At 66.2% G+C, this 20008-nt stretch carries 20 protein-coding genes and 1 pseudogene; 17 read left to right on the forward strand and 4 right to left on the reverse strand.

Annotation, left to right across the window (positions count from 1 at the left end):
• The 3 genes and pseudogenes from DBR20_RS03575 to DBR20_RS03585 form a co-directional block, all read right to left on the reverse strand.
• Positions 1-541 (reverse strand): annotated as a pseudogene (locus DBR20_RS03575) (NAD(P)H-binding protein); the annotation flags it as partial.
• A 19-nt stretch (positions 542-560) separates the two neighbouring features.
• Positions 561-1235: a ChrR family anti-sigma-E factor gene (locus DBR20_RS03580; RefSeq protein WP_108265206.1), complete on the reverse strand. Its 675-nt coding sequence runs from the start codon at positions 1233-1235 to the stop codon at positions 561-563.
• Entirely contained in the window at positions 1232-1855 is a 624-nt protein-coding gene (locus DBR20_RS03585; protein ID WP_089235738.1) for a sigma-70 family RNA polymerase sigma factor, read from the reverse strand. The genes DBR20_RS03580 and DBR20_RS03585 overlap by 4 nt, the downstream gene beginning before the upstream one ends.
• A 144-nt stretch (positions 1856-1999) precedes the next feature.
• Here DBR20_RS03585 and DBR20_RS03590 point away from each other — a divergent pair, with 144 nt between their 5' ends.
• From DBR20_RS03590 to DBR20_RS03650, 13 genes are all read left to right on the forward strand, one after another.
• The gene (locus tag DBR20_RS03590; RefSeq protein ID WP_108265207.1) at positions 2000-2767 is read left to right on the forward strand and encodes a hypothetical protein; all 768 of its coding nucleotides are present in this window, start codon (positions 2000-2002) and stop codon (positions 2765-2767) included.
• A gap of 84 nt (positions 2768-2851) precedes the next feature.
• Positions 2852-3808, forward strand: coding sequence for an acyl-CoA desaturase (locus DBR20_RS03595; protein WP_108265208.1), 957 nt, complete (start codon positions 2852-2854; stop codon positions 3806-3808).
• Between the two features lies 1 nt (position 3809).
• Positions 3810-5087: an FAD-dependent oxidoreductase gene (locus DBR20_RS03600; RefSeq protein ID WP_108265209.1), complete on the forward strand. Its 1278-nt coding sequence runs from the start codon at positions 3810-3812 to the stop codon at positions 5085-5087.
• Complete coding sequence (locus tag DBR20_RS03605; RefSeq protein ID WP_108265210.1) at positions 5084-5851, forward strand: DUF1365 domain-containing protein; 768 nt, start codon at positions 5084-5086, stop codon at positions 5849-5851. The genes DBR20_RS03600 and DBR20_RS03605 overlap by 4 nt, the downstream gene beginning before the upstream one ends.
• Complete coding sequence (locus tag DBR20_RS03610) at positions 5848-7113, forward strand: cyclopropane-fatty-acyl-phospholipid synthase family protein (protein ID WP_108265211.1); 1266 nt, start codon at positions 5848-5850, stop codon at positions 7111-7113. Before DBR20_RS03605 ends, DBR20_RS03610 begins: the two co-directional genes overlap by 4 nt.
• A gap of 1 nt (position 7114) precedes the next feature.
• On the forward strand, positions 7115-7657 hold the full coding sequence (locus tag DBR20_RS03615; RefSeq protein ID WP_108265249.1) for a DUF2878 domain-containing protein: 543 nt from the start codon (positions 7115-7117) through the stop codon (positions 7655-7657).
• Entirely contained in the window at positions 7657-8433 is a 777-nt protein-coding gene (locus DBR20_RS03620; RefSeq protein ID WP_108265212.1) for a DUF1295 domain-containing protein, read from the forward strand. Before DBR20_RS03615 ends, DBR20_RS03620 begins: the two co-directional genes overlap by 1 nt.
• Positions 8434-8438: 5 nt before the next feature.
• Positions 8439-9515: a class I SAM-dependent methyltransferase gene (locus DBR20_RS03625; RefSeq protein WP_108265213.1), complete on the forward strand. Its 1077-nt coding sequence runs from the start codon at positions 8439-8441 to the stop codon at positions 9513-9515.
• A 14-nt stretch (positions 9516-9529) separates the two neighbouring features.
• On the forward strand, positions 9530-10063 hold the full coding sequence (locus tag DBR20_RS03630; protein ID WP_108265214.1) for a lipocalin family protein: 534 nt from the start codon (positions 9530-9532) through the stop codon (positions 10061-10063).
• A 168-nt stretch (positions 10064-10231) separates the two neighbouring features.
• A complete protein-coding gene (locus DBR20_RS03635; RefSeq protein ID WP_089235748.1) occupies positions 10232-11380 on the forward strand; it encodes an SPFH domain-containing protein in 1149 nt (382 codons plus the stop codon).
• 24 nt (positions 11381-11404) lie between these two features.
• On the forward strand, positions 11405-12754 hold the full coding sequence (locus DBR20_RS03640) for a hypothetical protein (protein WP_108265215.1): 1350 nt from the start codon (positions 11405-11407) through the stop codon (positions 12752-12754).
• Complete coding sequence (locus tag DBR20_RS03645) at positions 12751-13011, forward strand: hypothetical protein (RefSeq protein ID WP_099818559.1); 261 nt, start codon at positions 12751-12753, stop codon at positions 13009-13011. The genes DBR20_RS03640 and DBR20_RS03645 overlap by 4 nt, the downstream gene beginning before the upstream one ends.
• A gap of 219 nt (positions 13012-13230) precedes the next feature.
• Entirely contained in the window at positions 13231-14889 is a 1659-nt protein-coding gene (locus DBR20_RS03650) for a tyrosinase family protein (RefSeq protein WP_108265216.1), read from the forward strand.
• A 74-nt stretch (positions 14890-14963) separates the two neighbouring features.
• On the opposite strand, the gene DBR20_RS03655 is transcribed toward DBR20_RS03650, so the two are convergent.
• Positions 14964-15575: a TetR family transcriptional regulator gene (locus DBR20_RS03655; protein WP_108265217.1), complete on the reverse strand. Its 612-nt coding sequence runs from the start codon at positions 15573-15575 to the stop codon at positions 14964-14966.
• A gap of 156 nt (positions 15576-15731) precedes the next feature.
• On the opposite strand from DBR20_RS03655, the gene DBR20_RS03660 reads away from it, so the two are divergent.
• The 4 genes from DBR20_RS03660 to DBR20_RS22590 all read left to right on the forward strand — a co-directional run.
• Entirely contained in the window at positions 15732-16580 is an 849-nt protein-coding gene (locus DBR20_RS03660) for a siderophore-interacting protein (RefSeq protein WP_108265218.1), read from the forward strand.
• Positions 16581-16785: 205 nt separating this feature from the next.
• On the forward strand, positions 16786-18963 hold the full coding sequence (locus tag DBR20_RS03665; RefSeq protein WP_108265219.1) for a TonB-dependent siderophore receptor: 2178 nt from the start codon (positions 16786-16788) through the stop codon (positions 18961-18963).
• Positions 18964-19017: 54 nt separating this feature from the next.
• Positions 19018-19317, forward strand: coding sequence for a DUF3649 domain-containing protein (locus tag DBR20_RS03670; protein ID WP_229978896.1), 300 nt, complete (start codon positions 19018-19020; stop codon positions 19315-19317).
• On the forward strand, positions 19314-20008 hold a 695-nt coding region (locus DBR20_RS22590; RefSeq protein ID WP_258223201.1), incomplete at its 3' end, for a PepSY-associated TM helix domain-containing protein. The genes DBR20_RS03670 and DBR20_RS22590, both read left to right, overlap by 4 nt.

Raw genomic sequence — 20008 nt, forward strand, 5'->3', positions numbered from 1 at the left:
CCGCCATCAAGGGGCCGCCAAAGCGGTACAGCGGCTTCAATGCCGCATGACGGGTGCCGGTTCCCGCCACCGGGCGTACCCCGGCTGGACGCAGCATGACGGTGCGCACCGCGAGCTGCGCCAGCGCGGCCTCGGTCTCACCCTTGATGCGCAACGGCATGATCCGGCTGTGTGGATTGGCGTGGGCGCCAGAGACATACAGGAACCGGCCGTCCGGATTCGCTTCCGCCCACGCTGCAGCAACAGCCAGGGTCGCATCGAGCGTCACCTTCCGATACTCATCCTCGGCGGTGCCGACCGGTGGCGCGCCGGCGCAGTAGAAACAGGCATCGAATCCGGCCAACTGCGGGCTCACGTTGCGGGCCTGCTGGAAATCCGCCAGCACGATCTGCTCGATTCGAGCGTCTAGCCCGGCCTTGCTGCGGACCAGGGCCGCGGTCCGCGCAACCTGCGGCGAAGCGAGGCAGGCACGGGCAACGCCCTGCCCGACCAGTCCAGTTGCACCGGTCAGCAGAATCCGCAGCGGGCGTGTTTCGTGCATGCGTTGACCTTGAAGAAGACTAGAGTTTGACGAAGCGCTGGATTTTGCGCGCCAACCAACCACTGAACACCAGCGGCGCGTCCAGCGCGGAAACGCAGATGCAAGGTACACCAGGCGCCGTTACCGGCTGGTGCTCGACGTCCTCGTCCAGGTCTGCAACATCGCCCGGCGCGAACAACCCCAGTGCATCATTGTACGAGCCGCGCAGGATCTGCGTCAGCTCGCTGCGGCCATGGCTGTGCATCGGCAGGCATTTGCCCGGCGCGATCTTCAGCATGATCAGCGAAGGCATCTGCTCGGCGCGGATGCAATGCACGCCCGGGGCCATCCAGCGCCAGTGCAGCCGGCCCAGCGAATCGCCAAAGTAAGGATGCAGCGACCGCGGCAGGTGGTCCGGGTCGGCCTCGGGCCGTTCCGGCGGCATCGACCGCAGCGGGCTCGGCACCACGCCGGCCTGTTCCTCGCCGAGCTGCGCAAGCATCGCGTCGCGCAGCCCTGCCCGCCGCGCCTCAGCTGCCGACGGCTGGGTCTGCTCCAGCAGTGCAGCGCCGATGGCCTCGGCTTCGCGCAGGCGCTGGCGGCAGTGCGGGCACTGTTCCAGATGCGTGCCGGCGACGATGCTCAAGGGCGTCGGCAGGGCGCCGGCGGCGTAGCTCATCAACGTCGACTCATGCAGGTGATGGTGCGGATTCATGATGCACCCCCGACCTTCGACTGCAACTGCAGGAACGCTCGTCGCAGGTGCGATTTGACCGTACCCAGCGGCATGCCCAGCGCCTGTGCGATCTCGCTGTGGCTCTTGGCCTCGAAATAGGACATCCGCACCAGGCGCGCCTGTGTGGCCGGCAACTCGTTGATACGCTGGCGCAGACGGGCATGGTCGGCAAACTGTTCGGCGCTGCTGCGTTCGCTGACATCTCCGGCAGCGGCGTCCTCCACCGCCTCCTGCACCTGCATCCAGCTACGCTCACGGCGCACCCGGTCGATGTGCAGGTTGCGGCCGATGCGGTACAGCCAGGTGCTCAGCGCGCCCTGCGCAGGATCGAATTCGGCCGCGCGCAGCCACAGCCGCAGCAGGCACTCCTGGGCAAGCTCTTCGGCCACCGCTGCAGGTGCGCCAAGGCCGCGCAGGTAGATGCACAGGCGCGGCATGAAATGGTCGTAGATGCGCATGAAGCAGTCACGGTCGCGCAGCCGGGCGACACCGTCCATCTCGCCATTCCAGTTCGTCGGCTCGTTGCTGGGCTGCTGTGAACTGGACACGATCCGCGCGGTGTCGAAGGAAAGGGAAGGACTGGCGGGAGGACGGTACATCGGCGGGGGCGGCCGTTGAGTGAAGAGGAGTCCTTCCCTCTACGCACAATGGCGCCAGTTGGATGCACCCGGGATGGATGCCAGCGTGCATCCGGCCGGCGCCGTCGCCCGTACAGCCTCGCAAGCCTCCCATGGATCGCCCCGATGCGTCTTGCCTGGTTGCTGCTGTTCACGCCCTGCGCCGTCGGCGCCGCGCCACTGTTGCGTTCGGAAGGCGTTGCCACCCTGCCCAATGGAACCACCGCCTACCGCGAGGTGCATTGGCAGCGCGGAGCCGGCGATGGCAGCGAGCGCTGGGTGGAATACCTGTGCCCTGCTGGGCAGCCTTTCGCCCGCAAGCAGATGCCCGCCGCCGTGCGGGCCCAGGCACGGGGCTATGTGCTGCAGGACGCCCGCAGCGGTCAAGCGGCCCGCGTGCTGGTCGGCCGCGACGGTGTCCAGGTCGACTGGAAGGAAAACACGTCCGCGCCTTCACGAACGAAGCAGGTGCCTCTGCCGGCGGATGCTGTGATCGACGCCGGTTTCGATGCCGCCGTTCGCGCCCACTGGCAGACGCTGCTGGGGGGAACCCCGGTCAGCCTGCCTTTTCTGGTGCCCGGTCGGCAGCGCTTTTATCCCGTGCAGGTGCAGTACCGGGGCCCCGTGCGCTGGCAAGGGCTTTCCGCCCATGCGATGGAGGTCAGTCTTGATACCTGGTTCGGGGCGGTGGCGCCACGCCTGTCGCTGGTCTACGCCGATGCCGGTCGCCGTCTGCTGGAGTTCCGCGGCACCAGCAATCTGCGCGATGCGCGCGGCGATTATCCGCAGGTGACCGTGCGCTTCTCGGCATCCGCAGCAGAACAACCGGAGCAACGCTGGCGCGATGAACTGCAGCGGCCGCTGGTATCGAGCTGCGTTGTGACAACCAAGTGAAAACACAGACGGATGCGATCCACTGCATCCAACCTGCACCGCTACGCGTAGAGGTAGGCAATCGACTCCCTCGGGCTCCCGTCCATGGCATCCGCAGCGCCTCCACTCCGCAGACGTTCGCGCCTGTTGCGCACCTTCCAGCGCTGGTTCGATACCGATGCCGGAAGAGAAGCGACGGCCGACGGTGGCCAGGGTGACCGCATCGACTGGCTGCGCGCCCTGCCCTTCGCGCTGCTGCATGTGGCCTGCCTCGGAGTGATCTGGGTAGGCGTGTCCTGGACGGCGGTTGCGGTCGCAGTGTTCCTGTACGCGATCAGGATGTTCGCCATCACCGCGTTCTATCACCGTTACTTCTCGCACCGTACCTTCGAGGCATCGCGCAGCGTGCAGTTCGTGTTCGCGGTCATCGGTGCCGCCAGCGTGCAGCGTGGGCCGCTCTGGTGGGCAGCCCACCACCGCCATCACCACCGCCACGCCGATCAACCGCAGGACCCGCACTCCCCACGCCAGCGCGGATTCTGGCGCAGCCACATGGGATGGTTCCTCACCCGCGGCGCCTTTGCCACCGACCTGCAGCGCATTCCCGATCTGGCCAAGTACCCTGAGCTGCGCTGGCTGGACCGGTTCGACACTGTGGTTCCGGTGATGCTGGCCGCTGCGCTGTACGGCCTCGGCGCGGTACTGGAGCGCGCGGCCCCGGCGTTGCATACCTCCGGCCCGCAGCTGCTGGTGTGGGGCTTCTTCATCTCCACCGTCGTGCTGTTCCATGCCACGGTCACCATCAATTCGCTGGCGCACCGCTTCGGCCGGCGCCGCTTCGAGACCCGCGATGACAGCCGCAACAACCTGTGGCTTGCCCTGCTGACCTTCGGCGAGGGTTGGCACAACAACCACCACTTCTTCCCCGGTACCGCGCGCCAGGGCTTCCACTGGTGGGAGATCGACATCAGCTGGTATGGCCTGCGGGTGATGGCCGCGCTGGGCCTGGTGAAGGGCCTCAAGCCGATCCCGGCCTGGGTGCTGGCCAAGGCGAGGCACTGACATGCGTATCGCGATCATCGGTTCCGGCATCGCCGGTCTGGCCAGCGCGTGGTGGCTGGACGGCGAGCATGACGTCACCTTGTTCGAGGCCAACGACTACCTGGGCGGCCATACCCACACCCATGACGTGACGGTGGACGGACGCAGGATGGCGGTCGATACCGGCTTCATCGTCTTCAATCCGCACCATTACCCGCTGCTGTCGGCACTGTTCGATGAGCTTGGCGTGGCCTCACAACCCACCACGATGAGTTTCTCGATGCACAGCGAGCGCAGCGGCGTGGAATACAACGCCACGTCGCTGGATGGAATTTTCTGTCAGCGCCGCAATCTGCTCTCACCACGCTTCTGGGGAATGCTGGCCGACCTGCGGCGCTTCTATCGCGATGCACCGCTGCTGCTCGGCGAGGAGAGCGGTCCGACGCTGGGCCAATACCTGCACAGCCAGCGCTATGGCGAGGCGTTCGTGCAGGAGCATCTGCTGCCGATGGCCTCTGCGCTGTGGTCGTCACCGACGGTGCAGGTGCTGGACTTCCCGGCGCGCTACCTGGTGCAGTTCATGGCCAACCACCAGATGCTGCAGATGACCGGGCGCGCGCCCTGGCGCGTGGTCAAGGGCGGTTCGGCGTGCTACGTCGACGCGCTGCGTGCGCGCTGGCGTGTGCACGAACGGTTGGAATGCCCCGTGCACGCGGTCGAGCGCATGCCATGGGGCGCGCGCGTGCACACGGCGAACGGCATTGAAGGCTTCGACGAAGTGATCCTGGCCTGCCACAGCGACCAGGCCTTGGCGCTGCTGGCGGATGCCGATCCGGTTGAGCACGCGGTGCTGGGTGCGATCCGCTACCAGCCCAACGAGGCCGTGCTGCACACCGATGCCTCGCTGCTGCCTGCCAACCGCAAGGCATGGGCAGCCTGGAATGCACATGTGCCGCGCGATCCGTCCGCGCCCTGCACGGTCAGCTATTGCATGAACCTGCTGCAGGGTCTGCCCGGCGATACTCCGTTGGTGGTGACCCTCAACCGCAGCGAGGCCATCGATCCGGCCAAGGTACTGCGGCGTCTGCACTACGCACATCCGGTACATGACCACGTTGCGGTACAAGCACAGCAGCGTTGGGCCGAGGTGCAGGGACATCGCCACACATGGTTCGCGGGTGCGTACTGGGGCTGGGGTTTCCACGAGGATGGCATCCGCAGTGCCCGCCGCGTGATCGACGCACTGCAGGCGCGCTCATCCCGCAGCGGCATCGCGCAGCGGATGGAGGTGCCCGCGTGAGCGCCAGCGCCATCTACTTCGGCCACGTCGAGCATCGTCGCTACCACCCGCATGCACACGCGTTCCGCTACCCGATCGCGCAGCTGCTGCTGGATCTGGACGAGCTGGACCAGGTCTTTGTCGGGCGCTGGCTGTGGTCGGTCGGTCGCCGCAATGTGGCCGAGTTCCGCCGCAGCGACTATTTCGGTGATCCCGCAACCTCCCTGGCAGACGCAGTGCGTGACCATGCAGCGACGGTGCTCGGGCGACGCCCCGACGGCCCGGTGCGGCTGCTGACCCACCTGCGCTTCGGTGGCCACGTGTTCAACCCGGTCAGCTTCTACTACTGCTACCAGGCTGACGGGGAAACCCTGGACTGCATCGTTGCCGAGATCACCAATACGCCCTGGAAGGAGCGACACGCCTACGTACTTCCGGTCGAAACTGCGGAACGGCAGGGCCGCGCCCTGCGCTGGCAGTTCGACAAGGCGTTCCACGTTTCACCCTTCATGCCGATGGATTGCGCGTATGACTGGCGCTTCACCGCGCCCGCGGACGATCTGCGCGTGCACATGCAGGTCTGGCGCAACGGCCAGCGTCAGTTCGATGCGACCCAGAGCATGCAGCGGCGGCCTGTCGATGGCCGTGGGCTTGCGCGGGTACTGGCCTGCTATCCGCTGATGAGCGCGCAGGTGGTCGCCGCCATCCACTGGCAGGCACTGCGGCTATGGCTCAAGCGCAACCCCGTGCACGACCATCCTTCCCTAGCCGAGAAACCGCGATGAACGAAATGACTCCCTCGGCCGCCCTGCCCCTGCCCGGCACCCTTGACGCGTTCCTGCGCCGACGCCTGCTGGCCCAGCTTGCGCCGCTGCACAACGGGCGTCTGTGCGTGCGCGATGCGTTTGGCGAGGTGCAGCTGGGCAACGCAGGCAGCGACCTGCAGGTCACCGTAACCATCGATGACCCGGCGTTCTACCGCAAGGTAGCTGCGAACGGCAGCGTTGGCGCCGGCGAGAGCTACATCAACGGTGACTGGCGCTGCGATGATCTGGTGGCGCTGGTGCAGCTGCTGGTACGCAACCGCGACCTGCTCGACGGCATGGAGCGCGGCCCGGCGCGCATCGGTGGCTGGTTGCTGCGCGGCTGGAACCGGCTGCGGCGCAACAGCCGCGAAGGCAGCCGTCGCAACATCGCCGCCCACTATGACCTGGGCAATGATTTCTTCGCCCTGTTCCTGTCGCCGGACCTGATGTACTCCTCGGCGCTGTTCGCCGATGCCGCTGACTCGCTGGAGAGCGCATCGCGACACAAGCTGGACCGCATCTGCCAGCAGCTGCGACTGCAGCCGGGCGATCGCGTGGTCGAGATAGGCACCGGCTGGGGTGGCTTCGCCGTGCACGCCGCGCAGCACTACGGCTGCCATGTCACCACCACCACCATCTCCGCCGAACAGCATGCCTTGGCCGCACAGCGGGTGGCCGATGCGGGCCTGCAGGATCGGGTGACGTTACTGATGCAGGACTATCGCGATCTGCAGGGACAGTTCGACAAACTGGTTTCCATTGAGATGATCGAGGCCATCGGTGCCGAGTATCTGGACACGTACATGGCCACCCTGCAGCGGCTGTTGAAGCCTGATGGGGTGGCGCTGCTGCAGGCCATCACCATCGAGGACCACCGCTACGAACAGGCGCGGCGCAGCGTGGACTACATCAAGCGCTTCGTGTTTCCGGGCAGCTTCATTCCCTCGATCAACGCCATCCTGACCGCCAAGACCCGGGCCAGTGACCTGCAGTTGATCGCACAGCAGGACTTCGGCCATTCCTATGCATTGACCCTGCGCGCCTGGCGGCAGCGCTTCCTCGCGCAGTTGCCGGCGGTACACGCGCAGGGCTTCGATGAGCGCTTCTGCAGGCTGTGGGAGTTCTACCTGGCCTACTGCGAAGGTGGCTTCCTGGAGCGCTCCATCGGCGTGTCGCATCTGCTGCTGGCGCGGCCTGGTTACCGCCCGGAAGCGGATACCCATGGCGAACGGACCGGCTGACATGCGCCGCACCTGGGTCAATGTGATCGGCAACCAGCTGGTATGGCTGTGCGCCGTTGCCGGCGCAGGCCGAGGCTGGCAATGGCCGGCGGTGCTGTCAGCCACTGTGTACATCGGCAGTCAGCTGCTCACCTCAACGCAGCCCCGCCTGGACCTGCGTCTGCTTCTACTCGCGCTGGCCTGTGCCTGGCTGGTGGATGGCTGCGCTGCCGCCAGTGGTGGCGTGCACTACGCCGCCGCACCGCTGGGATGGATGCCGCCACCGTGGATTCTCGCCCTGTGGGCTGCCTTTGCGATGACGCTGACTGCATCGATGGCGTTCCTGCAGCGGCACTGGTTGCTGCCGGTGGCCCTCGGCCTGCTGGCGCCGCTGGCGTATCTGTCTGCGGCGCGCGGGTTCCAGGCGGTGAACTTCACTGCCCCGGCCTGGCAGGGCGTGGCGACACTGGCGCTGGGCTGGTGCGTGGCGCTCTCGCTGCTGTGCGCGGTGGCCCGCCGCCGAACGCCCGGCAACCACGACACCCCATTGATTGGAGCAACCTGATGAGCAGCTTGTGGTGGGTACTGCTGTACGCCGTGCTGATCATGGCCTGGGGCTGGGCGTGGCAGCGCAGGCACCAGAACATCGGCATCGTCGATGTGCTGTGGGCAAAGGGTGTGGCGGCAGGCGCGCTGCTGCTTGCATGGCTGGGCGATGGCGCGCTGCAGCCCCGCATCGCGCTGGCGCTGCTGGGTGGGCTGTGGGGAAGCCGGCTTGCCCTGCATCTGTGGCGGCGTGTGCGCAGCGAAGCAGAGGACGGTCGCTACCGTTATCTGCGTGAGCACTGGCACGGCCACCAGGGAAAGATCTTCGGCTTCTTCATGGCACAGGCCGCGCTGGTGGTGCTGTTTGCACTGCCATTCGTGGCCGTGGCCAACAACCCGCGCAGCGACATGCCTGGCTGGATCGCAGCGGCCGTTGTGGTGTGGCTGCTCAGCGTGGGTGGCGAGGCACTCGCCGACCGCCAGCTGGCCCGCTTCCGCGCTGACCCGGCCAACAAGGGCCGTACCTGCCGCGAAGGGCTGTGGCGGTATACGCGCCATCCCAATTACTTCTTCGAGTGGCTGCACTGGCTCACCTATGTGCTGTTGGCAGCCGGGTCACCCCTGTGGTGGCTGGCCTGGTCCGGGCCGGTGCTGATGTACGTGTTCCTGCGCTACCTCAGCGGCGTTCCCTTCACCGAGAGGCAGGCGCTGCGCAGCCGAGGTGATGACTATCGCGACTACCAGCGCAGCACCTCGATGTTCTTCCCCTGGTTTCCGCGCAGCCCCAAGGAGTGATTCCGATGAACAGCACCCCGTCCCTTGCTCCGGTTGCCGATACCGAGGGCGGACTCACCGGCTGGGCTGAGCGTGGCTGGCTGCCCGATGCGGCACTGCGCGCGGGCATCCGTCGCCTGTGCGCACAGCGCCTGGCCGAAGAGGCGGCGGGCAGCATGGAGGAGCAGTCGCAGCGCTTCAGCCGCCGCATCGCCGAACTGGCCAGCAGCCCGCTGGCCCTGCACGTGGATGCAGCCAACCGCCAGCACTACGAGGTTCCCGCTGCCTTCTTCCAGCGCTGCCTAGGGCATCGCCTGAAGTACAGCAGCTGCTACTACCGTACCGGCAGCGAGACGCTGGACCAGGCCGAGGACGCGATGCTGGAACTCTACGGGCAGCGCGCCGGGCTGGCCGACGGCCAGCACATCCTTGAGCTGGGCTGCGGCTGGGGCTCGCTGACGCTGTGGATGGCCGAGCGCTACCCGCATGCGCGCATCACCGCCGTGTCCAACTCGCATAGCCAGCGCGACCATATCCTGGCGCAGTGCCAGGCGCGCGGGCTCGGCAACGTCGAGGTGCTGACCCGCGACGTCAACCAGCTGGAGCTGCCTGCAGCGGCATTCGACCGCTGCGTATCGGTCGAGATGTTCGAGCATGTGCGCAACTACGACCGCCTGCTGGGTCGCATCGCCAGTTGGTTGAAGCCGGAAGGCGCGCTGTTCGTGCACATCTTCGCCCATCGCACCCTGATGTATCCGTTCGAGACCGAGGGCGACGACAACTGGATGGGCCGGCACTTCTTCACCGGTGGCTTGATGCCGGCCGCGGACACGCTGCTGCACTTCCAGCGCGAACTGGTGCTGGACCAGCGCTGGCTGCTGGATGGCACCCACTACCAGCGCACCGCCAACCACTGGCTGGCCAACCAGGATGCGGCCCGCGAGCAGCTGCTGCCGATCCTGGCGCAGACCTATGGCGACGAAGCCGCCGCACGCATCTGGTGGCAGCGCTGGCGCATGTTCTGGATGGCCTGCGCCGAGCTGTTCGGTTACGGCGACGGCCAGCAATGGCTGGTCGCTCACTATCTGTTCCGCCCGCGCTGAAGGAGACCACCACCATGCGCATCGCCCCACTGTTCACGCTGCTGGCCGTGGCCCTGTTCGGCGCAGGCTGCAGCAGCCACGACACCCGCCCCATCCCGCTGCCACCGAAGGTGGACGTGCCCCGTTTCATGGGCGACTGGTATGTCATTGCCCATATTCCTTCGCGGCCCGAGCGCGAGGCCTTCGATGCCGTGGAAAGCTATGCGCTGCAGGCCGATGGACGCATCAAGACCACCTTCACTTACCGCAAGGGCAGCTTCCAGTCGCCACAGAAGTCGATGCACCCGGTAGGTCGGGTGGAGAAACATGGCAATGGTGCGGTCTGGGGCATGCAGTTCATCTGGCCCATCCAGGCCGAGTACCTCATTGCCTGGCTGGATGAGGGCTACACCCAGACCATCGTGGCCCGCAGCAAGCGCGACTACGTGTGGTACATGGCGCGTACGCCGCAGGTAAGCGAGGCCGAGTATCAGCAGGCGGTGGCCCGAATCAAGGCAATGGGGTACGACACCGGAAAGCTGCGCCGGGTGCCGCAATCGGTACGATGAGACGCCCGTAAGTGCAACGGGCTGCGGCTGGGGCGTCCGGCGGGCCAAGGGCCCACAACGAGATGAATGGGGGCTCGCCCGGCCGCTAGCCGGGCGTAGCCTGCCTCCTCTATAGTCAGCCGAGCACGACAGGCGTGGTGCCTGTCCGGCAACTACAGGGAGTGGGTCATGGGTCTGGTACAAGCGGTGAAGGGTGCAGTCGGCGGCGTGCTGGCTGACCAATGGAAAGACTTCTACACCGTGCCGACCGGCCTGCCGTCCACGGCAGCCCTGTTTGCAGCGGTGCCGCAGGGCACCAATGCCGGGCGCGGCTCGAACACCAGCGGCTCCTCCAACATCATCAGCAACGGCTCGAAGATCGTCGTGCCGGAAGGCTATGGCCTGCTGCTGTTCCAGGATGGCGCGATCACCGCCTTCGTCGCCGAACCGGGTGGCTACGAGTGGCGCTCGGACGATCTGAACTCGCAGTCGATCTTCGCCGGCGACGGCCTGGTCAGCACCTTCATCAAGCAGAGCTGGGAGCGCTTCAAGTTCGGCGGCCAGCCGGGCTCGCAGCAGGCCGCCTTCTTCGTTTCGCTGAAGGAACTGCCGGACAACCGCTTCGGCACCCAGTCGGAAATCTACTGGGACGACGGCTTCCTCAACACCCAGGTTGGCGCGGTCACGCGTGGCTCGTACACGCTGAAGATCGTCGACCCGATCCTGTTCGTGAAGAACTTCGTTCCGGCCAGCTACCTGCAGCCGGGCCAGGTGTTCGACTTCACCGACCTGGACAACGCTGCTGCCAGCCAGCTGTTCAATGAAGTGGTGGGTTCGCTGGCGCCGGCATTCAGCCTGTACACCAACGACCCAAGCAAGGGCAACCGCATCACCAAGCTGCAGCAGGATTCGCTGGGCTTTGCGCAGAGCCTGTCGGCGGCCGTCGAACAGGGCTATCAGTGGAAGTCCGACCGTGGCCTGGCCATCGTCAAGACCGCCATCGTCTCGATCGAGTACGACGCCAACACCCGTGAACTGTTGAAGACCGTGCAGCGCGCCGACGCCTTGTCCGGCTCGCGCGGCAATTCCAACCTGCAGGCCAGCGTTGCCCAGGGCATCCAGTCCGCAGGCGAGAACGGCGGTGCCGCCGGCCTTGTCGGCGTGGGCATGGCGTCGGGCATGTTCGGCGCGGGTAACCTGCAGCAGCCGGCAACCCCGGCCGCTCCGGCCGCCGACGACCCGGTGGCCAAGCTGAAGAAGGCCAAGGAAATGCTGGATCTGGGCCTGATCACCCAGACCGACTACGACGCGCTGAAGGCCAAGGCGCTGGGGCTGTAAGAAGACGCAGGACGCGCAACCACCATGTCCGATCCCAGAAACACGCCTCCGCCGCTGCCCCAATCCGCTTCAGCACCGCCGCCCCTGCCGGCGGCGGCGCTGGACGGGCCAGGTTCGCCGCAGGACGTCCCTCCCCTGCCCGGCAGCTTCCCGCTCGATACGTCGAAGCTGCCTGAGGCCATCCGTAACGAGATCGAGGCGCCCGACCCGGTCGCCATCGATACGTCTGCGGCCGAACTGAAAGACGGCCTCAACCGCTGCCCGAAGTGCGGCGCTACCGATATCCGGCCCAAGCTGGGCACCGATATCCTGGTCTGCCTGTACTGCCGTCACGAATGGCATGGCGCACGGGTGGAGGAGGAATTCGGGCTGGGTGAAGCCATCGACCAGCTGCGTGGCACCGTCATCGCATCGGGCGCACGCGATATCGATGCCGACACCTCGGCACTGATGACCTTCAAGTGCACCGGTTGCGGCGCGGAAGTCACGGTCAACACCGAAAGCACGATGACGGCGCGCTGCCACTGGTGCCGACACGTGTTCGGCGTGAACGAACAGATCGCCAACGGCGCCGTGCCTGACGCCGTGCTGCCGTTCCACATCAAGAAGGAGGATGCGGTCGCGCGCATCCGCCAGTTCGTCGACAAGCGCCGGATGTTCGCGCTCAAGGCGTTCAAGGAGCAGTTCACCCCGGAAAACGTGGTGGGTGTGTATCTGCCCTACATGATCGTCGACGGCAATGTCAGTGCGGCCGTGGCCGGCAAGGGCGAGATCAAGACGCGCGAATACACCCGTGGCAGCGAAAAGAACAAGCAGACCTACTACGACGCGGATATCTACCAGGTAGAACGCCAGGTCGATTTCACCGTGGACGACCTGCCACTGGAATCGTCGGCCGAGCGCGGCAACCTCGACACGCGCGCCAACACCAACAACATCATCAATACGATTCTGCCGTTCGACACCAAGAACGCAGTGAAGTGGAACGCCTCCTACCTGGCGGGCTTCACTTCGGAAAAGCGCAACCTGGATGTCGAAAAGCTGCGGCCTCGACTGGAAGACCAGCTGCTGTCGATCGCCCGCGCGCAGGTGGAAGACACGGTGCGCCGTTACGACCGAGGCGTGCGCTGGGAGCAGGAGCAGCTGGAGGTGCACGGCACCCGCTGGGTGGCCATGTACCTGCCGGTATGGCTGTATTCGTACCACCAGCCCGGCAAGAACGGCGGCATGCTGCACTACATCGCGGTGAACGGCCGGACCGGTGAAACCATGGGCAGCGTGCCCGTGCAGCAGTGGAAGATGCTGCTGGCGGCGCTGACCGCCGGCACGATCATCGAAGCCCTCGCAATTGCCTTCCTGGTGGCCAGCACATGAGTGATGACAGTGGTCTTTGGTTGTTGGCTGCAGGCCCGGCCGGCGCGACCGCGCTGTACTGGGCGCTGTACCGGTTCTACCGGAACACCGACAAATCGCATTCGTTCGAACACGAAACCGAGATCGATGCCAAGCCGGTGACCGGCTCGGATCGTCGCGTGGACAGCATCAGCGGGACGCAGGAAAAGCGGATCCGCGGTGACAACGTGTATGAGTATCGAAAGCGTGTGGCGCGGGTGAAGACCGGCCCGGAATAGTCGAACCGGCCGGCCAAGGCCGGCCATGACTGTGGCGTACTGCCCAGATCCGGGCGCAATGCCGTGCCTATACTGCTGCCGCCTGGTCCGGCGGCGCCTTCGCGCCCGTCGATCCGGGCGGCGGGGCTGGATGTTCCCGTCCGGCCCGTGGCAGCAGTCACGGGCCCTTGCAGTGATTCGTAACCCGACGCGGTTGAACCAATCACCAGGGAGGACGCTATGCGCTACACACGCCGTGATTTCCTAGCAACCACCGCCACCGCCTCATTGGCGTCGCTGTTCGCGCCCAGTGCCCCGGCCAGCGGCCCGAGCGCGACCGACGGTACCGCGGTGGCGAAATTCCACCGCTACAACGTGACCAGCCCGGAAGGCCAGCGCATGCTGGCCAGTTATGCGCGCGGCATCCAGGCAATGCTGGCGCTGCCGGCTGACGACCCGCGCAACTGGTTCCGCAATGCGTTCGTGCACCTGATGGATTGCCCGCACGGCAACTGGTGGTTCTATGTCTGGCATCGCGGCTACGTAGGCTACTTCGAACAGACCATCCGCGAGCTCAGCGGCGATCGCCAGTTCGCCATGCCGTACTGGGACTGGACTGAACTTCCGCAGATACCCACTGCGATGTTCGACGGCCTGTTGACCCCGACCGACAAGGCCTATGCGCACTACACGCGCAACCTGTCGGTGTTCACTCAGTTCATGAAGCCTGCGTTGCAGCGCCACTGGAATACCCTGGACAGTGGACAGCGACAGCAGCTGTCGCTGCGTGGCTACAACAGCGCCGAAGACGTCTGGAACGACGTTACCGGCTACAACCCCAAGGAACAGACCGGCATTTCCGGCAATGCGGCGTATGCGGTTACCTGTGGCGCACGCTATCTCTGGCGCGAGCACCCGGGCTTCGATGCGAAGACGGCCTCCGCCGTGTCCGCCGACACCATCCGTGCCGGCCTGTCGCCGGTGGAGTTCAACAACCCCGATATCAGCCGCAGCTTCACCAGCTCTCGCACCACCTCGCACGTGCTGCAGCCCGACGGGGCCACCAAGTTTTCGGTACTCGAAGGCTTCCCGCACAACAAGGTGCACAACTGCATTGGCGGTGTAGGCGCCGTCGATCCCGGCCCCTACGGCAACATGACCAACTTCCTGTCGCCACTGGATCCGATCTTCTACCTGCACCACGCCAACATGGACCGTCTGTGGGATGTGTGGACCCGCAGGCAACAGGCCTTCGGCCGCCCGATCATGCCGACCGACCCTGCCGAGAACAGGCAGTTCATGGAGGAGCCATTCCGCTTCTTCGTCAATGCGCAGGGACGTTACGTCGGCACACGCCCGGCGCGGGAGTTCTTCTCCACCACCGCGTTCGACTACGACTACGTCTATGGCCGCGGCGTGCGTGCGGCAGAGCAGGCCGCAACGGCTCCCACCACCGCCAAGGCCGCGCGACTGGTGCGCGGCAAGCGGACTGATGACGCCGTGAGTGTAGCTGTGCCCAACGAAGCGGTTCGTGCGCATCTGGCGGCTACCGGCCCGCGCGTGCTGATTGCGGAGGTTACCCTCGAGCGTCCCCATGGGCTGCACAACACGCGCGAGTTCGACGTATTGATCAATGCACCGGCAGATGTCACCTCGGTGAGCGCGGACAGTCCGTACTACGCTGGCACGGTCTCGTTCTTCGGGCCGAGCATGGCGGCCATGGGTCACGATCATCCAACGACGTTCGCCGTGCCATTGCCGCAGACGCTGGGGGCGCTGCGCGCGGATGCTGCCGGCGGCGGCTCGACGACGCTGGAGATCCGCCTGGTCGCCTCGTCGGGCCAGGCACCGCAATCGTTCCCGGTGCTCGACGCTGCGATCCTGGTGTCCCCGAACTAGCGGGCACCCATGCCGGGTGGCGTCGCCAGAGGGCGGCGCTGCCCGGGCCTGCGCATGCAATCGACGCGCGGAACCTATCCGGCGTCCTGGCTCCGGCATATCGCTACCGCCCCACTGATCAACGCCCGCATGCCTCGATCGAACTCGGCCTCGGCCTTTTCCGGGTCGTAAGCGCGGCGTGAGGTGTCCACCGTCTCGTGCCGTGCATACACCGTGTCGGCCAACGCCACGCAGTGGTACGCCACGGTGGACAGCAGCCAGGCGGCCTGTTCCAGCGGCAGGTCGTGGGCACGCGCAAACGCGGCGTGGTGCTGGCGGATGCGCTCGACCATCTCCGGTGTCTTTGCACCATGGCTGACCAGGAACGGTGCCAGGCCCGGGTTCTGTTCAACCAGCATGCGCAGCGACCGATGGAAGGTGAACAGGTCGCCCTCGATCGTCGCGCCCTTGCCCGTGGCCAACGGCGGCGCCTGCCAGCGCTCGAAGATCGCCTCGGCCACCTGCTCGCGCAGCGCCGCCAGGTTGGCCACATGCTTGTACAGCGCGATATGGCTGACGCCCAGCAACGCGGCCACGCCGACGAAGCTGAGCTTCGGCAGTGTCATCTCGATGCCGGCGTCGGCAATCCGCTCACGGGTGATGCTGGGCGGTCGTCCGCGCGTCGAGCTTTTCTTCGGTGCAGCCATGGAACTCCGGTGCGCGGCATCTGGATGGATTACACGCCATGGTGGTCAGCGCCGGCGGATTGGTCAATGCGCCGGCAACCGCATTGTTGCGGCTGCGTGAAATTAGTTTACTATTATGTAACTAATTCGCATTCGCGCAGTTCCAGGCCATATCCGATGTCCGACACCTCCATTGCCGAAGATCCGCGCGGCCCTCTCCGCGGCGCGGACCACGATCGCGGCCTGCAGTCGTTGCGGGTCGGCGTCGTCGATGTAGCGCGACCGGCCGGCAGTCTGCTGCGGGTCACCGCGCAGCTGCCTGCGCAGGCCGATCTGGCACCCTGGCTTCGCGCGAACACCGCGGTGCGGATCGCGCTGGGTGCCGCGTTCGGCGATGTCTCGCGCATCTATACCGTGCGCAGCGTCGACCCTGTCGCATGTCGCTTCGTGTTCGATGTGGTGCTGCACGCATCTCCGGGGCCGATGCTGGCATGGGTCGCTGCGTTGCAGCCAGGCGATACATTCACGCTGACCGGCCCGCGCCCGCATCTGCAGGTGCCACACAGGCAGGGCGCCAGTGCGCTGCTGTTCGCCGACCAGAGCGCCATTCCCGCGCTGTACGCGCTGCTGCAGCAATGGCCTGAAGGCCTGCGCGCCGAGGCCTGGATTGCATTGGATGACCCGCTGCCGGTGGCCGAACTGCCTACGGTGGCCGGCGTGGTCCTGCACCGTATCGAGGCACCCTCCACAGCTGCACCGACGCCGCTGCTGCGCACCGCGCGCGCCCGCAGCACCAGCGCGGCAAGCGTGGTGTGGGCGGCCGGTGAACGCGAAGAAATGCGTGAGCTGCGCCGCCATTTCCTGCATGACATCGGCCTGGATCGAGCGGACGTTGCAGTCGCCGGCTACTGGAAACGCGGCGAGACCACCAGCGAGACCGACCAGCGTCGCCGCCGCAACTACGAGCGCGTACTCGCGCGTGGCGGTGGCCTGCAGGATGTCGACGACCTCGCCGACGACATCTGATCCGCCCCTCATCCACCCGCTCCATCCTCCGCGCCCCGAAGCACGGAGATCGTTCCACCGAGCCACAGATCGCCGATGTCCCCTGCCCGTCGCAGGGTGTTGCGTGCCCTCTGCCAGCCATCCCTGCAGCCCGCGTCGTCCTGCCCCCAGGTCATCGACGGCGCCGCGCTGGCCGAACGCACCGCTTCCCACGACGAGTACCCCCATGATCTGCCTGACATCCATCCCCACTCTTCCACGCCTGCGCTTGCTGGCTGGCACCGCACGGCTGGCACTGCTGCCAACGCTGCTGGCAGCGTCGCTGGCACAGGCGGCCGAGCCCGACCAAGGCGCCACGCAGTTGCCGTCGGTGAATGTCCGTGCCGACAAGCTCGCGCCGACGTCCCCGTATGCCGGGGGCCAGCTCGCACGTGGCAGCCGCGTCGGCCTGCTCGGCGCCCGCGATTTCATGGATACGCCGTTCAACACCACCAGCTACACGGCCGAGTTCATCGACAACATCCAGGCACCGGACCTGGTGCGGGTGATCGCGCTGACCGATCCCAGTGTCTACAGCAGCGGCTCGAGCGGCGGCATCACCGACTACTTCAACATCCGCGGCTTCGGCGTGGCCTCGTCGGACATCGGATTTGGCGGCCTGTACGGACTGATTCCCTACTATCGGGTAACACCGGAGCTGGCCGAGCGCGTCGAAGTGCTGAAAGGACCGTCGGCGCTGCTCAACGGCATGCCGCCCGGTGGCTCGGTGGGCGGCGCGGTGAACCTGGTGCCCAAACGGGCCGACGACACGCCATTGACCCGCTTCACCGCCAGCTACGGCAGCGATGCCCAGTTCGGCGGTCATCTTGATATCGGCCGCCGCTTCGGTGCCGGCAAGCAGTTCGGCGTGCGCCTCAACGCCGTGCACCGCGATGGCGACACCGCGACGCGCAACCAGCAGCACAGATCGCAGCTGGCATCGCTGGGGCTGGACTGGCGTGGCGAGCGCTCGCGGGTATCGATGGATCTGTTTGCCAGCCGTGACCATGTTGATGGCCTGAATCGTGGCGTATCTCTGGCGGCCGGGCTGGCAGTGCCGCGCCCGCCGAAGGCAGACACCCTGTTCGCGCCCGACTGGACCTTCAGCAACGTCAAGGACCAGGCAGCGGCACTGCGCTGGGAGTTCGACATCAACGAGCAGCTGTCCGCCCACGCAGCCTACGGCCATGGCCACACCGATTTCGATTCGATCGCCAGTGGCACCACCCTGATCGTCAACAGTGCAGGCGACTTCCGCAACAACTTTGCCCATCAGCGCTTCATCTACAACAAGGACACCGCCGAGGCCGGCCTGTCCGCACGCTTCCGCACCGGTCCGGTCGACCACGCGCTGGCGCTCAGTGCCGCGTGGTATCACCACGACTACAAGTTCGGTTTCCAGCGCAACCTGCTGCCGCGGGACTGGCTGACCAACATCCACGACCCGCAGTGGGGCCCTGCGGTGGATCGCAGCTTCAGTGACGCCTCGCTGCCGAAAACCGGCGAAGTGCGCACCACCAGCGTCGGCATCGCCGACACGCTGTCTTTCGCCGGCGACCGGCTGCAGCTGACCGTGGGCATCCGCCGCCAGACCGTGCTGAGCGACACTCTGGATGGCGCAACCGGCAAGCGCACCGCGCGTTACGATGCCAGCGCCAACACGCCCGCAGGCGCGCTGCTGTTCAAGGCCAGCGAACGCCTGTCGTTGTATGCGAATTACATCGAAGGCCTGAGCCAGGGCACCACGGCACCGGTCACTGCCGCCAATGCCGGCGAAGTGTTCCCGCCCTACAAGACGCGGCAGCGCGAGATCGGTGCGAAGATGGATTTCGGCCAGTTGGCCAGCGCTCTCAGCGTGTATGAGATCGAGAAGCCCGGCTCCTATACCGACCCGGCCAGCAATGTGTTCTCGTTCGGCGGCCAGCAGCGCAACCGCGGCGTGGAATGGACCGTGTTCGGGCAGGTCAGTGACCAGCTGCGCCTGCTCGGCGGTATCGGCTGGCTGCAGCCGAAGCTGACCCGCACCCAGGGTGGTCTCAACGAGGGACGACTGGCCACGGCCACGCCGCAATGGCAGGGCAAGCTCGGCGCGGAATGGGACGTTCCCGCCCTGCCCGGCCTGACCCTCACCGGCAACGCCATCAGCATGTCCAAGGGCTACCTCAACGCCGACAACAGCCAATGGGTACCAGGCCGCACGGTGTTCGATCTGGGCGCGCGCTACGCCACGCAGGTGGCGGGCCATCCGCTGGTGCTGCGGGCAAGCGTGCAGAACCTGACCAACAAGGCGTACTGGGCCGGCAGCCTCGGTTCTGGACTGGGCTCGCCGCGCACTGCGCTGCTGTCGGCCACCGTTGATTTCTGATTGCCTGCCAACCCGCGCCAGGTCCTCGGGCCTGGCGCGCTGGAGTTCGTTTCCGTGAATGCTCGCTGGATTGTTCCGGTAGCCGCATGGCTGCCGCTGATGTCACGTATCGCTGCTGCACTGTTCGGCGGCTACGCCCTGGCTGCGCTGTGCAGCATCGCGGCCCTCGCATTGCCGATTGATCCGCGACAGGCCGTGTTCACCGGCATGCTGTCCAGCTTTTTGCTGTATGCCGGCGCGGTGATCTGGGTATTCGCGGTGCGTTCGGCGGCACGGGCCTGGCTGGGGTTGGGGATCGCCGCCATGCTGTTGCTGCCGGCGGTCTACCGGGTCTCTGCCGGAGCAGCCTCATGAGCACATCGGCCGCCCGTGCGGCGATGCCGCGCGGCATCCGCCAGACCATGTCCGACCTGCACATCTGGGTGGGCCTGCTGGCAGGCTGGATTCTGTACGCGATGTTTCTCACCGGTACCGCCAGCTACTTCCGTGATGAGATTTCCCGCTACACGCGTCCGGAAATCAACACGCCGCAGGCCCTGCCCGCTGCGGCAGACACTGCCACGCGGCTGACAACGCACGTGCTGGCCAACGCACCTGCAGTCACCCAGATCAACATCACCCTGCCCAGCGAACGTACGCCGTGGGCGTCGGCGATGTGGGCCAGCCCGGGTGGACGCGGTCGCCACGGATTCGATTCGGGTCTGTTCGACGCCGCCACCGGCACACCGCTGCAGGCGCGCGATACCAGCGGCGGTGACTTCTTCTACGCCTTCCATTTCAACCTGCATTACATGCCAGCGATGTGGGGTCGCTGGATCGTCGGCGTGTGCGCGATGTTCATGCTGGTGGCCATCGTCAGTGGTGTCATCACCCACAAGAAGATCTTCGCCGACTTCTTCACCTTCCGCTGGGGCAAGGGCCAGCGCTCGTGGCTGGACGGCCATGCGGCCGCTTCGGTGCTGGGCCTGCCGTTCCACTTCATGATCACCTGGAGCGGGCTGGTGATGCTGGCGGTGCTGTACATGCCATGGGGACTGTCGACACT

It is taken from the genome of Stenotrophomonas sp. HMWF023 (assembly GCF_003060985.1).
GTDB classification, from domain to species: domain Bacteria; phylum Pseudomonadota; class Gammaproteobacteria; order Xanthomonadales; family Xanthomonadaceae; genus Stenotrophomonas; species Stenotrophomonas lactitubi.

Excerpts from the sequence above, each read along its gene's own strand:
- DBR20_RS03610 (WP_108265211.1), top strand. The coding sequence starts at position 5,848 with ATGAACGAAATGACTCCCTCGGCCGCCCTGCCCCTGCCCGGCACCCTT.
- DBR20_RS03665 (WP_108265219.1), top strand. The coding sequence starts at position 16,786 with ATGATCTGCCTGACATCCATCCCCACTCTTCCACGCCTGCGCTTGCTG.
- DBR20_RS03630 (WP_108265214.1), top strand. The coding sequence starts at position 9,530 with ATGCGCATCGCCCCACTGTTCACGCTGCTGGCCGTGGCCCTGTTCGGC.
- DBR20_RS03580 (WP_108265206.1), bottom strand. The coding sequence starts at position 1,235 with ATGAATCCGCACCATCACCTGCATGAGTCGACGTTGATGAGCTACGCC.
- DBR20_RS03625 (WP_108265213.1), top strand. The coding sequence starts at position 8,439 with ATGAACAGCACCCCGTCCCTTGCTCCGGTTGCCGATACCGAGGGCGGA.
- DBR20_RS03595 (WP_108265208.1), top strand. The coding sequence starts at position 2,852 with ATGGCATCCGCAGCGCCTCCACTCCGCAGACGTTCGCGCCTGTTGCGC.
- DBR20_RS03655 (WP_108265217.1), bottom strand. The coding sequence starts at position 15,575 with ATGGCTGCACCGAAGAAAAGCTCGACGCGCGGACGACCGCCCAGCATC.
- DBR20_RS03620 (WP_108265212.1), top strand. The coding sequence starts at position 7,657 with ATGAGCAGCTTGTGGTGGGTACTGCTGTACGCCGTGCTGATCATGGCC.
- DBR20_RS03635 (WP_089235748.1), top strand. The coding sequence starts at position 10,232 with ATGGGTCTGGTACAAGCGGTGAAGGGTGCAGTCGGCGGCGTGCTGGCT.
- DBR20_RS03615 (WP_108265249.1), top strand. The coding sequence starts at position 7,115 with ATGCGCCGCACCTGGGTCAATGTGATCGGCAACCAGCTGGTATGGCTG.
- DBR20_RS03645 (WP_099818559.1), top strand. The coding sequence starts at position 12,751 with ATGAGTGATGACAGTGGTCTTTGGTTGTTGGCTGCAGGCCCGGCCGGC.
- DBR20_RS03585 (WP_089235738.1), bottom strand. The coding sequence starts at position 1,855 with ATGTACCGTCCTCCCGCCAGTCCTTCCCTTTCCTTCGACACCGCGCGG.
- DBR20_RS03640 (WP_108265215.1), top strand. The coding sequence starts at position 11,405 with ATGTCCGATCCCAGAAACACGCCTCCGCCGCTGCCCCAATCCGCTTCA.
- DBR20_RS03600 (WP_108265209.1), top strand. The coding sequence starts at position 3,810 with ATGCGTATCGCGATCATCGGTTCCGGCATCGCCGGTCTGGCCAGCGCG.
- DBR20_RS03590 (WP_108265207.1), top strand. The coding sequence starts at position 2,000 with ATGCGTCTTGCCTGGTTGCTGCTGTTCACGCCCTGCGCCGTCGGCGCC.
- DBR20_RS03660 (WP_108265218.1), top strand. The coding sequence starts at position 15,732 with ATGTCCGACACCTCCATTGCCGAAGATCCGCGCGGCCCTCTCCGCGGC.
- DBR20_RS03650 (WP_108265216.1), top strand. The coding sequence starts at position 13,231 with ATGCGCTACACACGCCGTGATTTCCTAGCAACCACCGCCACCGCCTCA.